Here is a 24886-nt window from a genome sequence, read left to right on the forward strand (position 1 = left end):
GTGACGATTCTGCGCCGACTTCGTTCCGTCTGTCGGGGATGCCTAGCCCAACCTAGCCCATCTTGGGATTGAGTTCCGTACAGTCCACCGCAATCGTCAGCTCGCCGTTGCCGATCCAGATCTGCTGCTCCTGGATCGAGCAGTTCAGATCCATCGTGCGCGCCGCGAGCGCGGTGACCGGCGTATCGCCGCTGACCGACAGCCGGCGCACCTGCAGATTGCGCGCGCGTTCGAGCCTGGCTTCGGCGCCGGCCCACCATTGCCCTGCCGCGTGACCGTAGTTGTAGACCGTGACCTGGCGTGCGCGACCGCAGGCCTTGATCAGATTGCGCTCGTCGGGCTGGCCGAGCACGATCCATTCCTCGATCAGGCCGGTCAGATCGCGCCGCCACAGGTCAGGCTCGTCCGGATCGGACAGGCCCTTGCCGAAGGCCAGCAGCTCATCGGCATGCAGCGCAAAGGCGACCAGGCGCAGCATCATGCGCTCGTCGGTCTCCGAGGGATGCCGCGCCAGCGTCAGCGCGTAGTCGGCGTAGTGGCCGCGGTCCATGTCGGCGACCGCGAGCTGCGCCTTGTAAATGGTCGCTTTGGCCGCTGCCATTACGCGGCTGCCGCGGACTTCTTCGAGACTTTCTTGCCGCCGTTCAGATCGCGCGTATTCAGCCACTTGGCGTAATCGTCGAGATCGCCGTCGAACGGTACGCAGCGGCTGTCGGCGACCAGCCACAAGGTATCGCAGGTGCTGGTCAGCAAATGGCGATCATGCGAGACCACGATCACCGCGCCGGCATACGACATCAGCGCCGTTTCCAGCGCGTGGCGCATGTCCAGATCCAAGTGATTGGTCGGCTCATCTAACAGCAGCAGGTTCGGGTTCTGATAGACCACCATCGCCAGCGCCAGCCGCGCCTTCTCGCCGCCGGAGAACGGGCCTACCGGCTCGTAGACGCGGTCGCCCTTGAAGTTGAAGCCGCCGAGAAAGCCGCGCAGTTCCTGCTCGCTGATTTTCGGATCGATGCGGCGGAAATGCAGGATAGGCGAGGCGTCCGGGTCCAGCGTCTCGGTAGTGTGCTGGGCGAAGTAGCCGACGCGCAGATACTTGTCGCGCATCAGGTCGCCCGACAGCGCCGGGATCGCGCCGGCGATGGTCTGCACCAGGGTCGACTTGCCGGCGCCGTTCTGGCCGAGCAGGCCGATGCGCTCGCCCGGTGCGACCAGCACGCGCAGCTTTTCGAGAATGATTTTCTCGCCGTAGCCGGCGACGACGTCGTCGAAGCGCACCAGCGGCGAGGGCAGGCGATCCGGCTCCGGGAACTCGAAGCTGAACTCGCTATCGGCGTGCACCGCCGAGACCATCTCCATGCGCTCCAGCGCCTTGATGCGGCTCTGCGCCTGCGAGGCCTTGGAGGCCGAGGCGCGGAAGCGGTTGATGAACTTCTGCAGATGCGCGACCTGCTTCTGCTGCTTGGCGAAGGCGCCGGCCTGCAGGCTCATCTTCTCTGCACGCTGGCGCTCGAACTGCGAGTAGTTGCCGGTGTAGAGATTGGCCTTCTGGTTTTCCAGGTGCAGCGTGTGCGTAGTGACCGCGTCGAGGAACTCGCGGTCATGCGAGATCACCATCAGCAGGCCCGGATACTGCGCCAGCCAGCTCTGCAGCCAGATCACCGCGTCCAGATCCAAGTGATTGGTCGGCTCATCCAGCAGCAGCACGTCGGAGCGGCACATCAGCGCGCGGGCCAGGTTCAGGCGCATGCGCCAGCCGCCGGAGAAGTCCGCGACCGGGCGCTGCTGCGCCTCCTGGCTGAAGGACAGCCCGTGCAGCAGCGAGGCCGCGCGCGCGCGGGCGGCGTAACCGCCGATCATGCCGAGGCGCTCGTGGATCGCGCAGATTGTGTCGATGTCTTCTTTTTCTTCCGCGATCGCCAGGCGCCGTTCCAGATCGCGCAGTTCGACATCGCCGTCCAGCGCGAATTCGATCGCGAGGTCCGGCAGGGCGGGCGTGTCCTGGGCGGCGGTGGCGACCGCGACGTTCTTCAGCGACGACATCTCGCCCTTGTCGGGCGCCAACTGGCCGAGAATCGCAGCGAACAGCGTCGATTTGCCGGTGCCGTTGCGGCCGATCAGGCCGACGTGCCAGCCACTGTGGATCGAAAAGGAAGCGTCTTCCAGGAGCGCGCGCGGGCCACGGCGCAGGGTGAGGCGGGATGCGGAGATCATCCGCTAGTTTACCGGGCGTAGCCTTGCTTGGCCTGAGTAATTAGTAAGGGGGTTGTGGTTTTTTTGGCCAGGGTGGCGCTTTTTTGGGAGCTTTAGAACCGGGCACAGCGCAGTAAGCGGAACTGTAGGAGCGGTCCTTGACCGCGAATGCGCTCTTGAAGGTCTCAATCGCGGTCAAGGACCGCTCCTACAGGTCGCGGAATCCACTTTTTTTTTTGGCTTACCGGCTTCCCTTGAGAGTCGAATCCCGCTTCGCCTTGAACTCCGACCCCGCCTTCCACGTCGGCCAGACATCGCCATTGGCCACCACATCACCCACCTCGAACAGCAACTGCGCATCCAGCGCCGCGCCGCTCAGATCCCAGTCCGGCTTAATCTCGTCCGACAGCTTGTGATAGTCGTTGGCCGTGTACTCGGCGCGCTTGGATTCGCCATAACCGGGCTTGCCGATCACGTCGACGCCGGCCTTGGTGTACAGCGACGGCACGCCCTGCTTGGCGAAGTTGAACTGGTCGGATCGGAAGTACGAGCCCTTCTGCGGTTCGGCGTCGGCGATGACGATGCGGCCGTGCCGGGTCACGATCGCGGCGTAGTCGTCTTCCAGCGTGTTCTGGCCGGCACCGACGATCTGCGTGTCGCGCGTCGCGCCCCAGCTGCCGAGCACGTCCATGTTGAAGGTGGCGACGGTCTGGTCCAGCGGAACCAGCGGATTCTCCGAATAGAACTTGCTGCCGAGCAGGCCCTGCTCTTCGGCGGTCACCGCGATGAACAGCACCGAGCGTTTCGGCTTCACTTTCAGCGTTTCAAAGGCCTGCGCGATCTCCAGCAGCCCGGCGACACCCGAGGCATTGTCGGCGGCGCCGTTGTAGATCTGGTCGCCCACCAGCGTGGTGTCGCGGCCCAGGTGATCCCAGTGCGCGGTGTAGATCAAGTATTCGCTCTTCAGCTTATCGTCCGAGCCGTCGAGCTTGCCGATCACGTTGTGCGATTGCACTTCACGCAGCTGGTTCTCGATGGTATAGCTGACCTTGGCCTTGGCCAGCGGCACCGGCTTGAAATCGCGGCTGAGCGCAGCGGTTTTCAGTGCGTCGAAGTCCAGGCCGCTGGCCTTGAAAAGTTCACGCGCCTTGTCGCTGGTGATCCAGGACTGCACTGGCACGCGGCTCATGTTTTTGTCGGCGCTGGCGAGGTTGAACTGCTCACCCGACCAGGAGTTCTGCACCACCGCCCAGGGATACGCAGCCGGCTCGGTCTCGTGAATGATGATCGCGGCCGCGGCGCCGAGCGTTGAGGCGATTTCGTACTTGTAGGTCCAGCGGCCGTAGTAGGTCATCGCCCGGCCTTTGAACATCGCGTCGTCGAGCTTGGCTGGATCTTTCGGGTCCGGAATCGCCGGATCGTTGATCAGCATGACCAGGGTCTTGCCGTGCACGTCAACGCCCTTGTAATCGTCCCAGCCGTATTCCGGCGCCTGTACGCCGTAGCCGACGAACACCAGGTCGGAATTCTCGACTTTCACTTCGGGCACGAAGCGCGAGGTCGCCGCGACGAAATCCCGGCGGTATTCGGTCGCGATCTTTTTGCCGTTGACGCTCAGCGACATCGTCGGCTTGCCGTCGATGCCGAGCAGCGGCACGTTCTGTACAAAGCTGCCGTCGGGATTGCCCGGCGCCAGACCCAGGGCCTTGAATTGCGCGCTGATGTACGCGACGGTTTTTTCTTCGCCCGGCGTGCCGGGCAGGCGGCCTTCGAATTCGTCGCTGGACAGGACCTTGATGTGCTTCATCAGGTCGGCGGCGTCGATCTGGGCGAGCGCCGGGGCGAGTGCGTTCTCAGTGGCCGGCGAAGCCGGCGCGGGCGTTTGCGGTGTTTCTTTCCTGCCGCAGGCGGCGAGCAGCAAGACGGCGATCAGTGCAAACCGGTTCCAGGATTTCATCGTTCTCTCGATTGACGCAGCCGAGTAGGTTGGGGTGAGCGCAGCGAACCCCAACATCGGCGCGGGCACACGTTGGGGTTCGCTGCGCTCACCCCAACCTACACAGGAGCGAGACAGGCTTATTTCGCCGGCTTCAGATGCCGGTCCAGCCAGGCCTGCACGGTGTCGTACCACTGGATGCTGTTGTTCGGCTTCAGCACCCAGTGATTCTCGTCGGGGAAGTACAGGAACTGGCTTTCGATGCCGCGGCGCTGCAGCGCGGTGAACGCGGCCAGGCCCTGCTCGACCGGAATGCGGTAGTCGAGCTGGCCATGCACGATCAGCATCGGTGTCTTCCACTGCGCGACATGCGCGACCGGATTGAAACGCTCGTAGCTCTCGGGCTTTTCATACGGCGTGCCGCCGTGTTCCCACTCGTCGAACCAGAGTTCTTCGGTGGCATAGCCCATCGCGCGCGCATCGAATACGCCGTCGTGCGTGACCAGGCATTTAAAGCCGTCGCTCCAGTTGCCGGCGATCCAGTTGACCATGAAGCCGCCGTAGCTGGCGCCGAGTGCGCAGGCGTGATCGGCGTCGACGTAGTCGTAGGTCTTGGCCGCGTAGGCGAGGCCTTTCTGCAGATCCTCGAACGGCTTGCCGCCCCAGTCGCCGGAGATCGAATCGGTGAACGCCTGGCCGTAGCCGGTGGAGCCGTGGAAGTCGATCCAGACCACGCTGTAGCCCATGCCGGCGAACACTTCCGGATTCCAGCGATAGTGGAAGTCGTTGCCCATGCTGCCCTGCGGGCCGCCGTGGATGATGAAGGCGGTCGGATATTTCTTGCCGGGCTCGTAGCCGGCCGGTTTCATCACGTAGCCGTAAACCGTATCGCCGCCGGCGCCGGGAAACGAGAACTGCTCGTAGGGCGCCATCTCGATCGCGGCCAGCTTGTCGGCGTTGTGCCGCGTCAGCTGCGTGGTGCTGCCGTTCCAGGCGATGCGGTACAGATCGTCCGGCGCGGCCAGATTGTTCTGCACATACACCAGGCCGTCTTCGGACAGGTTGAAGCCGCTGACAGTGCCGGCGCCGGTGAGCTTTTTGATCGCGCCGCCGCCGAGATTCAGCGCGAAGATCGGTTTCTGGCCGAGTTCGTCCGCGGTCGCGTACAGCGTGCTGCCGTTTTCGGACAGCGCGATGTGGTCCGGCGAGCGATCCCACTTCGGCGCCAGCTCACGCGTTTTGCCGCTGCGCAGATCGCGCACCATGATGTGGAAACGGTCGGCCTCGAAGCCCGGGCGTTTCATCGCCAGATACACCAGCGTGCGGCCATTGGGCGTGACGATCGGCTGCGCGTCCCAGGCCAGGTTGTCGGCGGTCAGATTGACCGGCTTGCTTTTGCCCTCGGTCTCGACCGAATACAGATCGAAGTTGGTACTCCAGGGCTCGGTGCGGCCGGCGATGCGGGCCGAGAAAATAACGGTCTTGCCGTCGGGCGTGAAAGTGTATTCGGCGTCGTCGCCGAAAGGCTTGGACGGTACGTCGCCGTCGATGCCGCGCGACAGCAGGTGCGCGTCGCCGATCACAGCCTGTCCAGCAGCCTGTCCGGCACCGCCGGACTTGAGCGCTGCGATGAACAGCTGCGAGCGCGCGCCGCTGGCCCAGCTGTCCCAGTGACGCACAAACAGCTTGTCGTAGAGCACGCCGCTGGCCTTGCTCTTGGCGTGTTCGTCGAAGCGCTTCTTGCTGCAGGCCAGCGTGTCGCAGTCGGCGAACACTTCCATGCTGACGACGATCCTGTCGCCGCGCGGCGACAGCTTGTAGCTGCCGACATCGAGCGGCAGCTGCGTCACCGCCTGCGCCTCGCCTTCCAGGCCCTGGCGCCAGACCTGGGCGCTGCCGGAGCGCGTCGACAGGAAGTACAGCGACTTGCTGTCCGGTGACCAGCGCGGCGTGTCCGAGTTGCCAGTGCCGCTGGCGAACTTGCGCAGGCCGCTGGTCTTCAGGTCCATCAGCCAGACCGAGCGCAGGCCCTTGTTGGCGTCCATGTCGGTGGAGCGCAGCGTATAGGCCAGGTAGCGGCCGTCGGGCGAAACCTGCGGGTCGGAGACGCGCTCGAAGGTGACGACGTCGCGGATCGTCAGCGGGTGTCTGTCGGTGGCGCCGGCGGCGGCAGGCACGAGGGCGGCGGCTGCGAGCAGCGCCGCAAGGAGCACACGGGTCATGAGGGGGTCCGCTTTCGAAAGGGGAATGGTAAGGAGTTTGCGGGGGCTTGGCACGGTCGGGACGCACGGCCACCGGTTTCGATCGGTGCCGTAGCTCGGACTGTAGCCCGAGCTTAAGCCCGAGCTGCCGGGATCTTCGGTCTGCTACCGTTGATTTTGGCCTCACTCCCTCGTATCCAACATGGTCTCGACATCGATGCCTGCCAGCGCCGCGCGTCCCGGCGACTTCCTCGGCCATCCGAAGGGCCTGTACGTCTGCTTCTTCACCGAGATGTGGGAGCGCTTTTCGTTCTACGGCATGAAGGCGCTGCTGCTGCTGTATCTGCTGAAGTACCACCTGTTCGGCGACGACGCCGGCTACGACCTGCTCGGTGCCTACGGCGGCCTGGTCTACGCGGTGCCGGTGATCGGCGGCCTGGTCGCCGACCGCTGGCTGGGCATGCGCAAGGCGGTGGTGTTCGGCGGCGTGCTGCTGGTGCTCGGCCATCTGGGCATGGCGTATGAAGGCCATGCGGCGCGCCTGGTCGACGGCGTGGTGGTGCGCGACGAGGCGGCGCTGCAGGTGTTCTATCTGTCGCTGGCGCTGATCATCATGGGTGTCGGTTTCCTGAAGCCGAATATTTCGACGATCGTCGGCAAGCTGTACGCGGACAACGATCCTCGGCGCGATTCAGGCTTCACGCTGTTCGCCGCCGGCATCAACGTCGGCGCGATGTTCGCGAGCCTGATCTGCGCCTACCTGGGCGAGAGTTACGGCTGGAAGTACGGCTTCGGTGCGGCCGGCGTCGGCATGCTCGCGGGCCTGGCGATGTTCCTGTGGGGCCAGCGCTATCTCGAAGGTCACGCCGATCCGGCCGACCCGGACAAGCTGCGCCAGAGAGTCGGGCCGGTGTCGCGGGAAACCGCGATCTATCTGGGCGGCATCGGCGGTGTCGCGCTGGTCTGGCAGCTGATCCAGCGCACCTGGACCGTGCACGGCGCGATGCATCTGATCGCGCTGGCCTTCGTTGCCTGGTTCCTCTGGTTTCTGGTTCGTCACTGCAACCGCGTACAGCGCGCGCAGATGATTTCGCTGGTGATGCTGATCATCGGCGTGCTGGTGTTCTACACGCTCTACGAGCAGACCTACGGCGCCTGGATCACCTACACCGACCGGCTGTCGACGAAGAACTTTTTCGGTTTCACCAGCGCCGCCTCCGGCCTGCCCTGGGCGTTCTATTCGATGGCCGCGAGTCCACCGCTGATGGCGGCCTCGCTGATCGCCAGCGACCGCGGACGCAGCGGCCTGGGTGTCGCGCTGGTCATGCTGCTGGTCGTGGGGATGTGCGTGGCCATCACGCGCGACGTGGTGCTGGTGCCGCAGACCGCCGGCTCGCTGACTTTTCTCGGTGCGCTGTTCCTGGTGATTCTGGCGCCGCTGTTTTCCTGGCTGTGGCCGGTGCTGGAGCGCCGCGGCCTGAACCCGAGCAAGCCGGCGAAGATGGGTATCGGCCTGCTGGCGGCGGGGCTGTCGTTTGTGCCCTTGAACGCCGGCGCACATGCGGCGATGGGCGGCGAACTGGCCAGCGTGTGGTGGCTGGTGCTCGCCTATTTCGTGCTCGAAATAGGCGAAATCTGCCTGCTGCCGATCGGCATGGCGGCGGTCACGCAGCTGTCGCTCGCACGCGTCGTCGGCGTGATGATGGGCGCGTTCTGGCTGGCCACGGCCTACTCCGAAGTGCTGGCCGCGCAGTTCAGCAAGCTCGCGTCGATCGAGATACCGGAAGGCGCGACGCTGGACTTCGCGACCGCGTCGCTGCGTTACGCCGATCTGTTCGGGCTGATGACCTGGGTCGGCCTGGGCAGTGGCCTGCTGATCCTGGCGCTCACACCGCTGATCCGGCGCGGCATGCACGGGCTGAAGTAGCGCGCCGGCGCTGCAGCCGGAACAGCCCGAGCGAGGCGAACACCAGCAGCGCCGGCCACTGCATCGCGCCGCCACCGCCGCCACTGCTGCTGTCGCCGCCGCCGCCGGATGTCGGTTCGGCCACCACCACCGAGACTGGAACGGTGTCGCTGCTGCTGCCGTCGCTGACGGTGTAGGTGAAGCTGTCGGTGCCGACGAAGCCGCCGGGCGGCGTATAGACCAGCTCGTTGTCGACGATCTTGACGATGCCGCCTTTGACGCCGTTGGTCACCGAGGTGATTGTCAGCGCGCCGCTGCCGGTGGTGCTGTCGTTGGCCAGCACATTGAGCAGTGTGGTGGCGGTGCCGACAACGGTGCTGACGGTATCGGTGACCGCGGTCACCACCGAGCTGCTGCTCTCGCGGCCGGCTATGCCGGTGATGCCGCTGCCGGCCGGATCGAGCCAGGCCTTGAGCTGGCCGCTGGCGGCGGCATTGGCGGTGTAGGCCACTTCCAGCCGCGCGAAATAGTCGTTGCCCGCGGTGTTGGTGCAGGACGTGTTGCCGCCCGACAGCACGCCGACCAGGCGATGGTTCTGGTTCCACAGGCCACTGCCGGACGAGCCGGATTCGGTGACGCCGCGCGCCCAGTTCACTTGCCAGCTCTTGACCAGGCGCGTGCAGCTGCTGTCGCTGCTGGAACCGTCGATGCAGACATCCTGGCGCACCGCCGCGGTGCTGTAGGTGCTGATGCGCTTTTCCTCGCCCTGAGGATGGTGGATCGCCACGCCGGACTGCGGGATCGCGCTGCCGACATCCCAGCCGGCGAAGTAGACGTTGTACTCGGAGTTCGGCTGTTTGTTCAGGCGCAGCAGCGTGAAGTCGGAGCCGACGTCGGCGGCGAGCAGGGTCGAGCCGCTCTGGTTCTGGCTCAGGCTGCCATTGGGCGTGCCGCCGCAGCTGCTGGTCTGGTAGTTCCAGTAGAACACCACCGACGACGCCGGCGTGGTCGAGGTCTGGCCGACCTGGCAGTGATTGGCGGTGATGAACAGCGGGTCCTTGTCCTGGCGCGCGTTGTTCAGCAGCTCGCCGCTGCAGACGTAGGTATTGCCGATGCTGATCATCGCCACCGCGCGGCCCTCGGCGCGCCAGGCATTGCCATCGGAGCAGATCATGTCGACGTTGCAGGACCCGGATTTGGCGCTGACGATCGCGGCGGCCTTGCTGATGTCAAGAAACGCGTGATCGACCTGGGCCAGTTCCAGCTGCACCGCGTCGCGCGCCTCGGCCGGCACCTGCAGTTCGAGCACGGCCGAGGAGCCGGGAACGATGGCGGTCCACAGCTTGCCCTCGGCGGTCTGGTCGGCCCGGGTGTACGGGCCCTGCACCAGCTGGCCGGCGTCGTCGTAGACCCACAGCGCGGCGCCTTCGGGCAACGCAAACTTACTGAATTCCAGGCCCAGGCCGAGCGCGCCGGCCGAGCGCACGCGCGCGCGCCAGCGGTCGGTGTTCGCATCGGCGCGATCCCAGAGCCCGCCGTCGAGTCCGACCTTGAGCGGCGTCGCGATTGCGAACTGCACCGGATCGCTTTTGTTGCTGGCCTGGGCCAGCGATTTGCTGATGCTGGCGCCAGCCGTCACGTGCATCGGCAGCGACGACAGCGACGACAGATCGGGGTTGAGGCGCATCGGTGCCGCGAAAGCGAGCACCGGCGTCGCCGCCAGCATGGAAACCAGAAGCAATCGAATGGAACTCATACGCAGACCCCGAAGTGATGCCGCGTCTATAGGCGGCTGTCGAACCAACGGTGTTTACGATGAGGCGCGATCCGCCCGTGGCCGGAAACAAAAACCCCGGCGTAGCCGGGGATTGGACGAACGGTAAAAGATCAAAAAGATCTGAAAATAGGCGTAGCTGTACGGCGGATGAACGGCAGTGGCGCGCCGCGAGACCGCAGATTACCCGCTGATCAGCAGCTGATCGATCTCGCCGAGATCGGCCTGCGTCAGCCGCCCTGACGCGGACTTCAGGGTCAGGATCGCAATCAGATAATCGTAGCGGGCGCGGGCGTAGTCGCGCTGCGCGCTGTACAGCAGGCTCTGCGCGTTGAGTACGTCGACTGTGGTGCGCGTGCCGACTTCCAGGCCGGTCTCGCTGGCCTGCAACGCGGTCTGGTTGGATACCACCGCCTGCTTCAGCGCGCGCACCCGCGCCGAACCGGACAGCACGCCCAGGTAGGCATCGCGCGTGGTGCGCGACACGCTGCGCAGGCTGCCTTCGACTTCCGACTGGCGCTGCTGCTCGACGCTCTGCGCCTGGCGCGTCTGCGACTGCACCAGGAAGCCGCTGAAGATCGGCACGCTGAGCTGCAGGCCGACGCTCGGCCCCTTGCTGTTCTGCGAGAAGTCACCGACGTCGGCGCTGCGCTCCTTGCTGCTCTGGTCGCTGTCGGTGTACGCACCGACCAGGTTCAGGGTCGGATAGTGGCCGGCCCTGGCGATCGACACGTCGTGGCCGGCCAGCGCCTGATTGATGCGCGCGATCGCCAGATCGAAGTTGTTTTCGCGCGCCTGGCCCAGCCAGGCCTCGACGTTCTCGGGCTGCGGGCCGGGCAGCGGGATCTCGTCCTGCAGCGGCACCAGCCTGGCGTCCTGCTGGCCGGTGACTTCGAGCAGCGCTTCGCGGGCGGCGGCGAGCTTCTGGTCGGCGGCGATCACGTTGGCCAGCACCAGGTCGTAGCTCGCCTGGGCTTCCTGCACGTCGGTGACCGCGGACAGGCCGACTTCGAAGCGCTTCTTGGCCTGCTCCAGCTGACGCTCCAGCGAGGCTTTCTGCGCGCCGGTGTAGCGCAGGTCGTCGTTGGCGGCGAGGTAGTCGAAGTAGGCCTTGGCAGCGCGCAGCATCAGGTTCTGCTCGGCCGAGCGGTACGTCGCCTGGGCCAGCGCGAGCTGGTCGGCGGATTTGGAATACTGCATGAACGCAGCCCAGTTGAAGATCGGCTGGGTCAGGTTGACGCTGAGGTTGCGATTGGTGTCGTTGGTGTTGAAGTCGCGGCTGATGGTGATTGGGATCAGTTTCACCTCGCCGGTAAGCGGGTCGATGTCCGGCTGGTTGTCGCCATCCTCGTCGACCGTCGTCTCCGAACTCTGGCTCGACTCGCCCTTGGAGCGGCCCTTGCTGTAGGTATACGTGCCGTTGATCAGCGGCAGCAGCGCGGCGCGCGCCTGCGGCCGGCTTTCCAGCGCCGCATCGCGGGCATAGCCGGCGGTCGCGATCTGGGTGTCGTGGGCGACCGCCAGCGAATACACATTGAGCAATTCATTTGCAGACGCCAGGCCCGGCGCCAGGCCCAGCGCCGCGGCCGCGAACAGTGACAAACGCATGCTTCATCTCCCCCACAAATCCACAAATATAGAAAGTCCGGCGGCCCCCACAGGCCTGAAGCGGAGCGGCTCCTAGTACCTCGGCACGCTCTCGTCGATCTCCAGCGACCAGGCGTCGATACCGCCCGCGAGATGGGAGACATCGCCAAAGCCGCTGCGTTCCAGGAAGCGCGCCGCCCGCTCGCTGCGGACGCCGTGATGGCATAAGACGGCGATCGGGGCTTTAGGGTTTAACTCGCCGATGCGCTCGGGCAGATCATTCAGTGGAATATTGACCGCGCCCGGCAGCGCGGCGATCGCCAGCTCTTCGGGCAGGCGCACGTCGAGCAGCACGGCGCCTCCGGCAACCAGGGTCTTGAAGTCGTTGGGGCTGAGGGTGCGCATTGGTATCAGAATCGTCCAGACAAGTTTTGCAGTATCTCATTCCCAAGCCCTTGCCGGGGTGGCTATGATCGTATCGTCGGCTTTCCGGCGGCGCGGTAGGCGGGGGCGATGGGCGAAATCACGGTGCTGCTCGATCAGGTCCGGCTGGGGCAGGCGGATGCGCGCAACGAGCTGTTCGCCCGCGTTTATGCCGAGCTGTGCCGCCTGGCGCGCTCCAAGCTGGCGCGCGAATCCACGTTCACCGATCTGGACACGGTCGGCCTGGTTCACGAGACCTATCTGCGCATCACCCAGGGCGCCGGGCTGCAGGACGGCGACCGCCGCAGCTTCTACGCCTACGCCGCGACGATCATGCGCAGCATCATCGTCGACGAGGCGCGCCGCCGTTCCTCGGCCAAGCGCGGCGGCGACCAGGTCCAGGTGACCCTGGTGACCAGCCTGCAGCCGAACCAGGCCGACGAGGCGGTCGACGTCGAGGCGCTCGACGCAGCCATGCACGAACTCAAGCAGATCGACGAGCGCTGCCACCAGGTCGTCGAGCTGCGCTATTTTGCCGGCCTGTCGGTGGAAGAAGTGGCCGAGCTGCTGGAGCTGTCGCCGGCCACCGTCAAGCGCGAATGGCAGAAGGCGCGGGCCTTTCTGTTCCGGGCGCTGCACGAGCGCTGAGCCGCCGGAGCCCCGGCCGCGGCGACCGCGAAGGAGACAGGGTGGAGGGATCGCGGAGCGACTGGCAGGCGGCTTTCATGTTGTTCGAAAGGCTGCTGGCGCTGCAGGGCAAGGATCGTGCGGACGAAATCGAACGGCTGCGCGGCGCGGAGCCGGCGCTGTATCCGCGGCTGTGCACGCTGCTGCGGGCGGACGGCGAGGCCGCTTCCGCGGGTTTTCTCGGCCTCGGCAGCACCGGCCCGACGCCCGGCCTGGACGACGAGCCGGCGCTGCAGCCGGGCCAGCTGCTTGGCGCCTATCGTCTCGAACGTGCGCTCGGTAGCGGCGGCATGGGCGAAGTCTGGCTGGCGCGTCGCGCCGACGGCCTGTTCGAAACGCCCGTCGCGCTCAAGCTGCTGCACCGGCACCTGGTGCAGTCGTCGGTGCGCGAGCGCTTCATCCGCGAGGGCCGCATCCTCGGCGAGCTGAGCCACGCCAACGTTGCCCGGCTGCTGGACGCCGGCGCGCTGGCTAGCGGCCAGCTGTACCTGGCGATCGAGTACGTCGAGGGCGAGCGCATCGACCTCTGGTGCGATCAGCACCGGCTCGATATCCGCGCGCGCTTGCGGCTGTTCCTGCAAGTCTGCGACGCGGTGGTGCACGCCCATGCGCACCTGGTGGTGCATCGCGACCTCAAGCCGACCAACATCCTGGTCAGCGCTGACGGCCATGTGAAGCTGCTCGACTTCGGCATCGCCAAGCTGGTGCTGGACGAAGCGGGCGAGGCCCACCAGACCGAGCTGACGCGGCTCGGCGGCCGCGCGTTGACACCGGAGTTCGCCGCGCCCGAACAGGTGCTCGGCATGGCGATCACGACCGCGACCGACGTCTACGCGCTGGGCGTGATCCTGTACCAGCTGCTCAGCGGATGCCGGCCTTACGGCGTGGCCGGCGTGACCGCGAGCCAGGCCGAGCGGCAAGTGCTGGAGATCGAACCTCCACCGCCCAGCCAGGCGCGGGTCGCCGGTGAAACCCCGGAGCAGGCGCGGTCACGGGCCGCGCTGCGCTCGGCGACACCCGGCCAACTGCGCGCGAGCCTGCGGGGTGATCTCGATACGATCGTCGCGACGGCGCTGAAGAAATCGCCGGCGCAGCGCTATCCCTCGGTGCCGGCGCTGGCCGCCGATCTGCAGGCCCATCTGCGCGACGAGCCGATCCGCGCGGTGCCCGACAGCCTCGGCTATCGCCTCGGCAAGTACCTGCGCCGCAACCGGCTGGCGCTGGGCGTGGCCGCGACGATCCTGGTGGCGCTGACGGCCGGGCTGAGCGTGGCGCTGTGGCAGGCGCGCGCGGCGCGGCTGGCGAGCGCCGAGGCCAGTACGCGGCGCGCCCAGGCCGACCAGCTGATCAATTTCATGCTCGGCGATCTTCCGGACAAGCTCAAGCCGCTCGGCCGCCTCGACCTGCTCGACGCGGTGATCGACCAGGTGCAGTCGTATTTCCAGCATGCGGCCTCGCTGGCCGAGGCGCCGTCGCCTGCGCAGATCTCGCAAGCCGCGGCGCTGAAGCAGCTGGCCTACATCCGCCAGCTGCAGGGCCGCCTGCCGGAAGCGCTGCAGCAGTTCGACGCCGCGCTGGCGCAGGGCGAGCAAGTGCTGGCGCGCTATCCGCAGGAGCCGGCTGTGCTGCAGGAGATGTTCAGCATCAACTCCTTCGCCGGCATTGCCGCCCAGTCCGCCGGCGAATCGGATCTGGCGCGGCGCCGCTTCGAGCAATGCCGCTCGCTGCTGCAGAAACTGCTGGCGATCGACCCCGATCATCCCGACTGGCAGGGACAGCTGGGGCGCGTCGAAGACAACCTCGGCTTCATCGACTTCCAGCAGACGGACTTCGCCGCCGCGCTGAAGCACTTTCACGCCGCGGCCGATATCGAGCGCGCGCTGATCGCCCGCGGCGTCGATCTGCCGACGCACCGGCTGGGGCTGGCGCGCGCGCTGCGCTTCATCGCGCACTGCCAGCGCGCGCTCGGACGCTATGTCGAGGCCAAGGCGGCCTCGTCCGCGGCGCTGGCCATCGGGCGCTCGCTGGTGGCGGCCGACCCCGACAATTTCGACATCCTGATCTGGCAGTTGCGCATGCTGGTCGCCGATGCCGGCATCGACGGCGAAACCGGCCGGCTCGACGCGGCGCAGGCGCAACTGCGCGAGGCCCGCGCCATCGGCGAGCGCCTGATCCAGCGCGACGGCAGCAACGTCGAGTGGCGCTACGAATACGCGGTGGCGCTCGCGGGCGCCGCCGACATCGAAGCACTGCTCGGCCATGCCGGCCTGGTCCGGCGCCTGCTGGACAGCGCCTTGACGAACTTCCGTGCGGTGTACCGGGCCGACCCGTCGCGGCCGCGCTGGCGCCGCGGATACGCCGACGCGCTGGTCCGCAGTGCTCAGCAAGGTTGGGTCGTCGATCGCGATCCCGTGCAGGCCTTGCGCAGCATCGACCAGTCGCTGGCCCTGTGGGGAGCCGACAAGGGCTCGAGTGTTGAACGGCTGTCGCGTTGCGCGGCGCAGCTGATGGTGGCGCAGCTCGGCGCGGAACTCGACTCCGCACGATCCGCGCCGGCACTGCGCAGCGCGCTGGAGCAGATCGAGCCGCTGTCCGCGGTCTACCACGACGTCGGCATACGGCTGCTGCAGTTGCAGCTGCGCTATCTGCAAGGCGACATCAGCGGAGGCGACGACTTGTACCTCGCGCTGCGCCAGCAGGGCTACACCAGCGAGCCGATGCAGCGCATGCGCAGCGCGGCCTGCGAGCGCATCGTCAACGCCCAGCGAGCGGCCTGCCCGGCTCTGTGAGCTGACCGCGGCGGCTTTGCCCGGTTTTCCGGACGCATGCGATAGTTACGTGATGCTTCCATCTGCCAGCAGTGCGGTTCCCCGGTTCTATCTTGCGTCGCGCTCGCCGAGGCGCGTCGAGATGCTGCGCGCGCTCGGCTACCGCTTCGCCTGCCAGCCGGCCGATGTTGATGAAACCCCGCAACCGGCTGAGTCACCGCCCGCATTCGCCGCGCGCATGGCGCTGGGCAAGGCACGCGCCGCCGCCGCGCGTGCGCCGACGTCGCTGCCGGTGCTCGGCGCCGACACCGACGTGTCGGTCGATGGCCGCATTCTCGGCAAGCCCTCGGGTCGCGACGACGCGCTGGCGATGCTCGCCCGCCTGTCCGGCCGCAGTCACCAGGTCTGTTCCGCGGTCGCGATGGTCAGCGGCACGCAGACCCTGCAGGTGTTGACCGTGACCGAGGTCCATTTCGGTGTCATCGCGCCGGCCGATGCGCTGGCCTACTGGAACAGCGGCGAGCCGGCCGACAAGGCCGGCGCCTACGCGATCCAGGGCGGCGCCGCGCGCTGGGTGCGCGAGATCCGTGGCAGCTACACCGGCGTCGTCGGCCTGCCGCTGCTGGAGACCTGCGAGCTGCTGGCGCGGTGCGGCATCCATCCGGAGCCGGCCGCATGAGCACCGAGATCCTGGTCAATATCGGCCCGCAGGAAACCCGCGTGGCGCTGGTGGAAGGCGGCGCCGCGCAGGAGATCCACGTGCAGCGCGCCTCGCGCCACGGCCTCGTCGGCAATATCTATAAAGGTTGCGTACAGCGCGTGCTGCCCGGCATGCAGGCCGCGTTCGTCGAGATCGGGCTGGAGCGGACCGCGTTCCTGCACGTCGCCGACATGATGCCGATGGTGCCCACGGTCAACGGCGAGCCGCCGCCGCAGCCGCCGATCGGTCAGCTGCTGCGCGAAGGCCAGGACGTGCTGGTGCAGATTCTCAAGGACCCGCTCGGCAGCAAGGGCGCGCGCCTGTCGACGCTGCTGTCGATCCCGTCGCGCTACCTGGTGCTGCTGCCCTACGAGCCGCACAGCGGCGTGTCGGCGCGGATCGAGGACGAAGACGAGCGCGCCAGATTGAAGGCCGCGGTCGGCCGCGCGCAGCAGCGGCTGTGCCCGCAGTTCGGCCTGATTGCGCGCACCGCGGCCGAAGGCGCCAGCGAAGAAGCGCTGGTCCGCGATCTGGAATTCCTGCTGCGCCTGTGGGCCTCGGTCAGCGCGACCTCGCGCACCGCAGCACCCGGCACGCTGGTGCACGGCGACCTGCCGCTGTCGATGCGCATCCTGCGCGATCTGCTCGGCACCGACGTCGAGCGCGTGCGCATCGACAACCCGGCCGAGTTCGAGCGCCTGCAGCAGTTCGCGCGCGAGTTCGTGCCGCACGTGGCGTCCAAGGTTCAGCTGTACTGCGGCCAGGCGCCGATCTTCGATCTGTTTGGCGTCGAGGACGACATCGAGCGCGCGCTGGCGCGCAAGGTGGATCTGAAATCCGGCGGTCATCTGGTGATCGACCAGACCGAGGCGATGACGACGATCGACGTCAATACCGGCGCGTTCACCGGGCACCGCAATCTAGAGGAGACGATCCTCAAGACCAATCTCGAGGCGAGCCAGGCGATCGCGCGCCAGCTGCGGCTGCGCAACCTCGGCGGCATCATCATTCTCGACTTCATCGACATGCGTAACGACGAGCATCGCGCGCAGGTGCTGCGCTCGCTGGAATCGGGGCTGAAGCGCGATCCGGCGCGCACCCAGGTCTATGCATTTTCGGCGCTGGGCCTGGTCGAGATGACGCGCAAGCGCACACGCGAGTCGCTCGGGCACATCCTGTGCGAGCCCTGTGCGACCTGCGAAGGGCGCGGCGCGGTCAAGACCATCGAGACGGTGTGCCATGAGATCGCGCGCGAAGTGCAGCGCGCGGCGCGCCAGTTCGAGGCCAAGGCCTTCCTGGTGCTGGCGGCGCCGAACGTGGTGCAGCGCCTGAACGAGGACCAGCCGCTGGGGCTGGCTGAACTCGAAGCCCAGTTGAACCGTCCAATCCGCACCCAGGCCGAGCCCGCCTATCATCAGGAGAACTTCGACGTCGTGCCGCTGTGAGCTTGGTTCATCGTTCATGCCGCCGGCGCCGTGTCCCATGGACGGAACGCTGCCTTGATTAGTGGGTACTGCTGACGGATGGACCGGGTCAAACGCCGTTGGTGGACCGTGAGCGTGACCGTGCTCGCGTCCCTGGTCGTGCTCGCGGCAGTGACCAGCGGCCTGTTCCAGCTGGCGGTGCTGTCGCTGCCCGGCTATCGCCAGCAGCTGTCGGACTACGTTTCGCGCGTCGCGGACCGGCCGATCGATATCGGCGGCGTCGCGCTGGTCTGGTACCGGCTGCGGCCGCAGCTTGAGCTGGACGACATCGTTCTGTATTCGGACGACGGCGAAACTCCGGCGCTATCGGCGGACCGGCTGCGCATCGGCTTCGGCCTGGTGCGGCTGCTGCACGGCGACACTTTCCCGACCCAGATCGAACTCGGCGGGCTGCAGGTCGTGGTCGAGATCGATGCCAACGACCAGGTGCATCTGCGCGGCCTGGACACCGCCGGCCGCGCCAAGACCCAGCACGACTGGCGCCGCGATATCGGCCGCTTCGACGCGATCCGGCTCGAGGACTGCACGATCACGCTCGACGACGCCCGGCTCAAGGGCGGCACGCCGAAGTTCCATCTGCTGCAGGCCGAGGCGCGCCGGCGCATCGGCGGCGCCTCGTTCGACGCCAGTGTCGAGCTGCCGAGTTTCATGGGCGAGAGCGCCGAGTTTGAAGGCCGCATCAACGGCGACCCGGCCCAGCCGGAGTCCTGGCAGGGCCGCTGGAGCCTGTCGATGGACAAGCTCGCGCGCCTGCCCTGGCTCGAGGCGCGCCTGCCCGGCCGGCCGCAGCTGAAGTTCGCCGACGCCGACCTGAGCGTCAGCGGCGTGATCGATCAGGGCCGCGTCGACGGCGCCGAGCTGCAGTTCAAGGCCAGCAGCATCGCCGCGCGGCGCGGCAAGAAGCTGGCGCAGCTCAAGGACATCGAGCTGGCGGCCACGGCGCGCCGCAGCGGCAACAGCTGGTCGCTGGAAGTGCCGCGGCTCAAACTCAGCGGCGCGTCCGGTCCCTGGCCGGCGACGCGTCTGCGTCTGCAGTGGACGCCGCTCAGCGAAGGCGGCAGCGAGCTGCAGGCCGACGCCGATTTCCTGCGCCTGCAGGACCTCGCGCCGTGGATGATGCTGGCCGACGATCCGTCGACGGCGCGCCTCGCCGGCGTGACCGGCGAGCTGCGCAACCTGGTCGGCCGCGGGCGCATCGACGCCAGCACGCCGACCTACTCGCTGCGCGCGCAGCTCGACGGCCTGGGTTTCAATGGCGGCAACGATCACCCGGGTTTTTCCGGGCTCAAAGGCGAGATCTCGGCGACCGAGGCCGGTGGCCGGCTGGCGGTTTCGGCCGCGCCTTTCGAGCTGCGCGCGTCGAAAGTTTTCGCGCAGCCGCTGCTGTTCGACAAGCTCGATGGCGCTCTTGACTGGACGCACGACGCGCAAGGCTGGCGCATCAACATGCCGGCGTTCTCCTGGCAGCTCGAAGGCACCCAGGGCCAGGGCGATCTGAAGCTGTTGCTGCCGACCCAGGTCGATACTTCGCCCGAGATCCGGCTGGCCGCGAGCTTCACCGCCAGGGACGCCACCCGGCTCAAGCCCTATATGCCGGTGACCTGGCCGCAGAGCCTGCACGACTGGCTGGATCGCGCGATCGTCAGCGGCCGCGTGTCGCAGGGCAAGCTGGCCATCGAGGGCGAGCTGGCGAAGTTCCCGTTCAAGGACGGCGATGGCCGCTTCCAGCTCGATCTCGATGTCGCCGATGCGCGGCTCGCGTATTCGCCGGACTGGCCGGTAGCCGAGCAGGTCGCTGCGCGTCTGCAGTTCCGCGCCGGTGCGCTGACCATCACCAGCGACACGGGGAAGCTGTCCGGCAACCGTGTCGAACACCTGGTCGCGACCATCCCGGACTTCAAGGATGCGGTGCTCGCCATCGACGCCGAAGTCGACGGCGAGGTTTCGCGCTACTACGACTTCCTGCGCGCCTCGCCGTTGGCCAAAAGGCTGTCCGGTCTGCTCACACGGACCCAAGGCAGCGGCAATGCCTCGGTCGCGATCAAGCTGGCCATTCCGCTGCACGACGTCGCGCATACCGAGGTCCACGGCATCATCCGGCTCAAGGGCGTGGATCTGCTCTACACCGGCATCGACGAGCCGTTTCGCGAGCTCGCCGGCGAACTGGCGTTCACGGGCACCGGCGTCAGCGCGCAGAACGTCAGCGGCACGTTCTATGGCGTGCCGGCAACGGCCGCGCTGGCACCGATGGAGCAGGGCAATACCCGCCTGACCGCCGATCTGGACTACCAGCTGCAAAGCGACGGCGACGGCCTGTCGCGCTACGTGCCGGCCTTCCTGCGCCCTTATCTGAGCGGCGGCAGCCATTTCCGCGGCGAGATCGTGCTCGGCCCGCAATCCGACGGTCTGCTGGTGTCCAGCGATCTGCGCGGCATCAACGTCGACCTTCCGGTGCCGATCGGCAAGCCGACCGGCGACAGTCTGCCGCTGGTGCTGCGTATCGGCGGCAATGCCGGCGCGCCGGCGCCGGTGTCGCTGCCGCCCGACACCGCTGCGCCGCTGCTGATCACCGCCAGCTACGGCGACCGGCTCGGTGTCGGCGTGCTGATGGCGGGTCAGGGCGGCGCTGCCGGACTGCAGGTCGAGCGCGTGCTGGCGCACCTGGGGCCGGGCCCGATCCCGGTGCCGGTCGAAGCGGGCGTGCACATCAAGGGCTCGGTGGCCGAACTCGATCTCGGCGACTGGATCGCGACCCTGCGCCGCGGCAGCGAGCAGGCCGATCTGCAGGCCAGCGCGCTGACCCGGCCGGAAGGCGTGCAGAGCGACGGTCCGGCCAACGGCCTGCGCCTGCAATCGATCGACCTGCAAGCCGACCAGCTGCATTACCAGGGCTACAGCGTCGGTGGCGTGCAGCTTGCCTACCGGCCGGCGGCCAACGGCGGCTGGTCGTCGACCCTGACCGGCGACAATGCCCAGGGCACGGTCGACTGGCAGATCCAGCCGGGCAGCGCAGCGGGCACGACGCCCAGCGTAACGCCCAGCACGACGCTGATCGCGCGTTTCGGCAAGCTCAATGTGAAGGCGCGGCCGAAACTCGCGGCCGATCCGCCCGCCGCCGACACGAAGCCCGCCGATCCGGTCGATCCGAGCCGCATGCCGGCGCTCGATATCGATGCCGAAAACCTGCGCCTGGGCGATGCCAGCCTCGGCCATGTGCGCGTCAACACCGCGCGCATCGACGGCGGTCAGAAGCTCAGCGTCCTGTCGGCCACTGGCGGCGACACCGAGCTCAAGGGCAGCGGCGAATGGCTGCGCCGTGGCGGCGCGTCGACCGCGAAACTGGTGTTCGACCTGGACACCCGGACCATCGGCGATCTGCTCGAAGGCTTCGGCTACGCGCGCAACGTCAGCGCCAAGCGCGGCCGCTTCAACGGCGACCTGACCTGGCCGCTGGCGGCGGCCGGCATCGAGCTGGCGCAGGCGCAGGGCCGCATCGGCCTGGACATGGACGGCGGCAGTTTCAGCGCGGTGGAGCCGGGAGCAGGCCGCGTGCTCGGCCTGCTCAACGTGTTCGCGCTGCCGCGGCGTTTGACGCTGGATTTTCGCGACGTGGTGTCCAAGGGCCTGGGCTTCGACCACGTGCATGGCAGCTTCAATGCCGCCAACGGCAACGCCAGCACCGACGATCTGAGGATCGAATCGCCGTCGCTGAAGATCGACGTGCGCGGCCGCGTCGGCCTGGCCGCGCGCGACTACGACCAGCGCATCACCGTCTATCCCGGTGTCTCGGGCGGGGTGACGCTGGGTGCGCTGCTGCTCGGCGGCCCGGCTGTCGCGGTGATCGCGCTGGTGGCCCAGGAAGTGCTGGACAAGCCGCTCGACCAGGTAACCCAGCTGGCCTATCGCGTCACCGGCAGCTGGGACAATCCGCAGGTCAAGCGTGCCGAATGAGCGGCGCGCCGCCGGGCCGGTCAAGCTCCCGTCTACGGAAACCCTGTGACTGATTTGATGGTGGTGGTGACGCATTTCGGCGCCATGGTATTGCTGGCTCCTTTCGCGCTGCTGGTCGCAGCCTGGCTCTGGTACGCCGCCGGTACGCGGGAAGCGTTCCTGTGGTGCTGCTGCGTCGCCGGCGTCGGCATCGTCACCGCGCTGGCGAAGATCTATTTCGCCGCCTGCGACCTGCGCCTGATCGACGTGCACAGCCCGAGCGGGCACAGCGCCTTCGCCGCCATCGCCTACGGCGGCTTTACCGTGGTGGCGATGTCCGGCAGCCACAGCCTGAGGGCCAGGCTGTTCCGCGTCGGCACCGCGCTGTGGGTGCTGCTGATCGGCATCTCGCGGGTGGTGGTCAAGGCGCATACGCCCGGGGAAGTGATTGTTGGCCTGGCCATCGGCGGCATCGCGGTGGCGGTGTTCGCCCTGTTGTATCGCGGCCGGGCGCGGCCGCCCTACCTGCTGGCCGGCGGCATCCTGCTGGTGGTCGCGCTGGTGGCGCTGTCCATGCCGAATCAAGTGTTCACGCTGGAAAGCTGGCTGCACCAGGTGGCGCGAATGCTGCTGCCGTATAAGACGCTGATCTGCCTGTAGGTCGGCAATCCCTTGCCGACGTGTACCGTCGATGCGTAGCGAGGGCCTCGCGTCGGCAAGGGATTGCCGACCTACATTCGGCGATGATTCGAGTGCTCGGCTCCGGCCGTGAGAAGATGAAGGCGTCGGTGGCCCAGCCCGGGTTCGCCGGCCGATACTGGAGAGCCCCGCAGGCATGACGATCGTCGCAGCCATCCAGCTCAACACCGGCGCAGACCTCGCCGCCAATCTGGCGTCCGCGCGTTACTGGCTGGGCGAGGCCGCTGCCGCTGGCGCCAAGCTGGCCGCGCTGCCCGAGAACTTCGCGTTCATGGGCGCGCGCGAGGTCGACAAGCTGGCGCTGGCGGAATCCGACGGCGGCGGCCCGATCCAGGATTTCCTCGCGCAGACCGCGCGCGAACTCGGCATCACCGTGATCGCCGGCACCGTGCCGGTCGCGGTGCCCAGCGATGATTCGCGCGTCTATGCGGCGTCGCTGGTCTACAACGCCGCCGGCCGGCGCATCGCGCGCTACGACAAGATCCATCTGTTCGATGTCGACGTCGATCGCGGCGACCGAGTCGAGCGCTACCGCGAATCCAACACCATCGCCGCCGGCGAGCCCGCCTACGTGGTGGTGCCGACCGCGGTTGGCGCGCTCGGGCTGACGGTCTGCTACGACCTGCGCTTTCCGGAGTTGTATCGCGCACTGACCCAGCGCGGCGCCGAGCTGCTGTGCGTGCCAGCCGCGTTCACCGACAAGACCGGCGAAGCGCACTGGGAGCCATTGCTGCGCGCCCGCGCCATCGAGAACCAGTGCTTCGTGCTCGCACCGGGCCAGTGCGGCGTTCATGCCACCGGCCGCAAGACCTGGGGCCATTCGATGATCGTCGATCCCTGGGGCGTAGTGCTGGCCGAGCGTAGCGAAGATACGCCCGGCGTGGTGCTGGCCGACCTGGATTTCGACCGGCTGCGCCAGGTGCGCGCCACGCTGCCCGCGCTGAAGCATCGGCGGCTGTGAGCGGCGGCATGACGCTTGAGCACGTCGTTTTCGCCCCCATTCTGAACATTCGCTTCAAACCCGAGATTCCATGAGCACCGCCCTCGACGTCGCCCGCGCTACCTTGCTGAATCCCGCCGAACTCGACGAGCAGCGCCTGAATCGTGTCCTCGACGGCCTGATGAAACCGGGCATCGACGCCGCCGACCTGTACTTCCAGTTCAGCAAGAGCGAGCACTGGTCGCTGGAAGAGGGCATCGTCAAGAGCGGCAGCCACAACGTCGAGCAGGGCGTTGGCGTGCGCGCGGTATCCGGTGACCGCCAGGGCCTGGCCTACACCGAGGAGCTGCGCCTCGACGCGCTGCAGGACGCCGCCACCGCGGCCCGCGCGATCGTCGATCACGGCGCCAGCCACAGCATGCGCGCCCTGACCGAAAGCAGCGGCCTGGCGCTGTATCCGGCGATCAATCCGCTGGACACCTTGCCGACGCCGGAGAAGCTGCAGCTGCTGCGCCGCGCCGACGTCGCCGCGCGCGCCGCCGATCCGCGGGTCAAGCAGGTGATGTGCGCGCTGGCGATGAACTACGAAGTGGTGGTGATGGCGAGCACCGATGGCCGCCTCGCTGCCGACGTGCGTCCGCTGATCCGCATGGACGTCACCGTGATCGTCGAATCCAATGGCCGCCGCGAGCAGGCACATGTCGGCGGCGGTGGCCGCAGCGCGCTGGATTATTTCGCCGGATCGAAGCATCCCGAGGAATACGCGATCGAGGCGGTGCGCCAGGCGATCGCGCTGCTCGACGCGGTCGCCGCGCCCGCTGGAAATATGCCCGTCGTACTCGGCCCGGGCTGGCCCGGCGTGCTGCTGCATGAGGCCGTCGGCCACGGCCTTGAAGGCGATTTCAACCGCAAGGGCTCGTCGGCGTATTCCGGCCGCGTCGGCCAGAAGGTCGCCAGCGAGCTGTGCACGATCGTCGACGACGGCACGCTGCCGGGCCGCCGCGGTTCGCTGAATCTGGACGACGAAGGCACGCCGACGCGCTGCACCACGCTGATCGAAAACGGCGTGCTGAAGGGCTATCTGCAGGACAGCCTGAACGCGCGCCTGATGGGTGTGGAATCCACCGGCAACGGCCGCCGCGAATCCTTCGCCAGCCTGGTGATGCCGCGCATGACCAATACCTACATGCTGGCCGGCCCGCACGATCCGGAAGAGATCATCAAGTCGGTGGAGAAGGGCCTGTACGCGGTGAACTTCGGCGGCGGCCAGGTCGACATCACCTCGGGCAATTTCGTGTTCTCGGCGAGCGAGGCTTATCTGATCGAGAACGGCAGGATCACGCGGCCGGTCAAGGGCGCGACCCTGATCGGCAACGGGCCCGAGGCGATGCGCGCGGTATCGATGGTCGGCACCGATCTGAAGCTCGACGGCGGTGTCGGCGTCTGCGGCAAGGAGGGCCAGAGCGTGCCGGTCGGCGTTGGGCAGCCGACCCTGAAGATCGACAGCATCACCGTCGGCGGCACCCAGGCCTGATGATCCGCTTGCGGTTCGAGTCCGGGCTGCGGGCGCCGGCGTCTGCAGTCTGGTCGGCGACCTCGCGGATGACGGCGTCGGGCGGGAGCCCGGCCAACCAATGGTGTGGGCGGGGGGCGGG

16 protein-coding genes are annotated in these 24886 nt (G+C 67.4%); 9 read left to right on the top strand and 7 right to left on the bottom strand.

What is annotated here, in order from left to right:
• Positions 1-52: 52 nt before the first annotated feature.
• The 4 genes from JWQ90_RS04570 to JWQ90_RS04585 form a co-directional block, all read right to left on the bottom strand.
• On the bottom strand, positions 53-601 hold the full coding sequence (locus JWQ90_RS04570; protein WP_299690060.1) for a YaeQ family protein: 549 nt from the start codon (positions 599-601) through the stop codon (positions 53-55).
• A complete protein-coding gene (locus tag JWQ90_RS04575) occupies positions 601-2217 on the bottom strand; it encodes an ATP-binding cassette domain-containing protein (RefSeq protein WP_299690063.1) in 1617 nt (538 codons plus the stop codon). Before JWQ90_RS04575 ends, JWQ90_RS04570 begins: the two co-directional genes overlap by 1 nt.
• A gap of 220 nt (positions 2218-2437) precedes the next feature.
• Complete coding sequence (locus tag JWQ90_RS04580) at positions 2438-4153, bottom strand: M28 family metallopeptidase (protein WP_299690066.1); 1716 nt, start codon at positions 4151-4153, stop codon at positions 2438-2440.
• 119 nt (positions 4154-4272) lie between these two features.
• Entirely contained in the window at positions 4273-6354 is a 2082-nt protein-coding gene (locus tag JWQ90_RS04585; RefSeq protein ID WP_299690069.1) for a S9 family peptidase, read from the bottom strand.
• A gap of 196 nt (positions 6355-6550) precedes the next feature.
• Between JWQ90_RS04585 and JWQ90_RS04590 the strand changes: the two genes are divergently transcribed.
• The gene (locus tag JWQ90_RS04590; RefSeq protein WP_299690072.1) at positions 6551-8260 is read left to right on the top strand and encodes an oligopeptide:H+ symporter; all 1710 of its coding nucleotides are present in this window, start codon (positions 6551-6553) and stop codon (positions 8258-8260) included.
• On the opposite strand, the gene JWQ90_RS04595 is transcribed toward JWQ90_RS04590, so the two are convergent.
• The 3 genes from JWQ90_RS04595 to JWQ90_RS04605 all read right to left on the bottom strand — a co-directional run bounded on the left by JWQ90_RS04595 (position 8220) and on the right by JWQ90_RS04605 (position 12005).
• Positions 8220-9995 carry an Ig-like domain-containing protein gene (locus JWQ90_RS04595; protein ID WP_299690075.1) on the bottom strand — a complete coding sequence of 592 codons (1776 nt, stop codon included), beginning with the start codon at positions 9993-9995 and terminating at the stop codon, positions 8220-8222. The genes JWQ90_RS04590 and JWQ90_RS04595 overlap by 41 nt on opposite strands.
• A 201-nt stretch (positions 9996-10196) precedes the next feature.
• Positions 10197-11621 carry a TolC family outer membrane protein gene (locus JWQ90_RS04600; RefSeq protein ID WP_299690078.1) on the bottom strand — a complete coding sequence of 475 codons (1425 nt, stop codon included), beginning with the start codon at positions 11619-11621 and terminating at the stop codon, positions 10197-10199.
• Between the two features lie 72 nt (positions 11622-11693).
• Positions 11694-12005: a rhodanese-like domain-containing protein gene (locus JWQ90_RS04605; RefSeq protein ID WP_299690081.1), complete on the bottom strand. Its 312-nt coding sequence runs from the start codon at positions 12003-12005 to the stop codon at positions 11694-11696.
• Between the two features lie 108 nt (positions 12006-12113).
• On the opposite strand from JWQ90_RS04605, the gene JWQ90_RS04610 reads away from it, so the two are divergent.
• The 8 genes from JWQ90_RS04610 to tldD all read left to right on the top strand — a co-directional run bounded on the left by JWQ90_RS04610 (position 12114) and on the right by tldD (position 24765).
• Positions 12114-12671 carry an ECF-type sigma factor gene (locus tag JWQ90_RS04610; protein WP_299690084.1) on the top strand — a complete coding sequence of 186 codons (558 nt, stop codon included), beginning with the start codon at positions 12114-12116 and terminating at the stop codon, positions 12669-12671.
• 77 nt (positions 12672-12748) lie between these two features.
• Entirely contained in the window at positions 12749-15499 is a 2751-nt protein-coding gene (locus JWQ90_RS04615) for a serine/threonine-protein kinase (protein ID WP_299690087.1), read from the top strand.
• Between the two features lie 52 nt (positions 15500-15551).
• The gene (locus tag JWQ90_RS04620) at positions 15552-16157 is read left to right on the top strand and encodes a nucleoside triphosphate pyrophosphatase (RefSeq protein ID WP_299690111.1); all 606 of its coding nucleotides are present in this window, start codon (positions 15552-15554) and stop codon (positions 16155-16157) included.
• Complete coding sequence (gene rng / locus JWQ90_RS04625; protein ID WP_299690090.1) at positions 16154-17623, top strand: ribonuclease G; 1470 nt, start codon at positions 16154-16156, stop codon at positions 17621-17623. Before JWQ90_RS04620 ends, rng begins: the two co-directional genes overlap by 4 nt.
• Before the next feature lie 78 nt (positions 17624-17701).
• The gene (locus JWQ90_RS04630) at positions 17702-21613 is read left to right on the top strand and encodes a YhdP family protein (protein WP_299690093.1); all 3912 of its coding nucleotides are present in this window, start codon (positions 17702-17704) and stop codon (positions 21611-21613) included.
• 45 nt (positions 21614-21658) lie between these two features.
• Complete coding sequence (locus JWQ90_RS04635) at positions 21659-22252, top strand: phosphatase PAP2 family protein (RefSeq protein ID WP_299690096.1); 594 nt, start codon at positions 21659-21661, stop codon at positions 22250-22252.
• Positions 22253-22427: 175 nt separating this feature from the next.
• Positions 22428-23252 (top strand): carbon-nitrogen hydrolase family protein, encoded by an 825-nt coding sequence (locus tag JWQ90_RS04640; RefSeq protein WP_299690099.1) that lies wholly within the window; start codon positions 22428-22430, stop codon positions 23250-23252.
• A gap of 70 nt (positions 23253-23322) precedes the next feature.
• Positions 23323-24765, top strand: coding sequence for a metalloprotease TldD (tldD, locus tag JWQ90_RS04645; protein WP_299690102.1), 1443 nt, complete (start codon positions 23323-23325; stop codon positions 24763-24765).
• Positions 24766-24886 lie beyond the last annotated feature (121 nt).

The organism is Hydrocarboniphaga sp., assembly GCF_028291725.1.
Taxonomy (GTDB): domain Bacteria; phylum Pseudomonadota; class Gammaproteobacteria; order Nevskiales; family Nevskiaceae; genus Hydrocarboniphaga.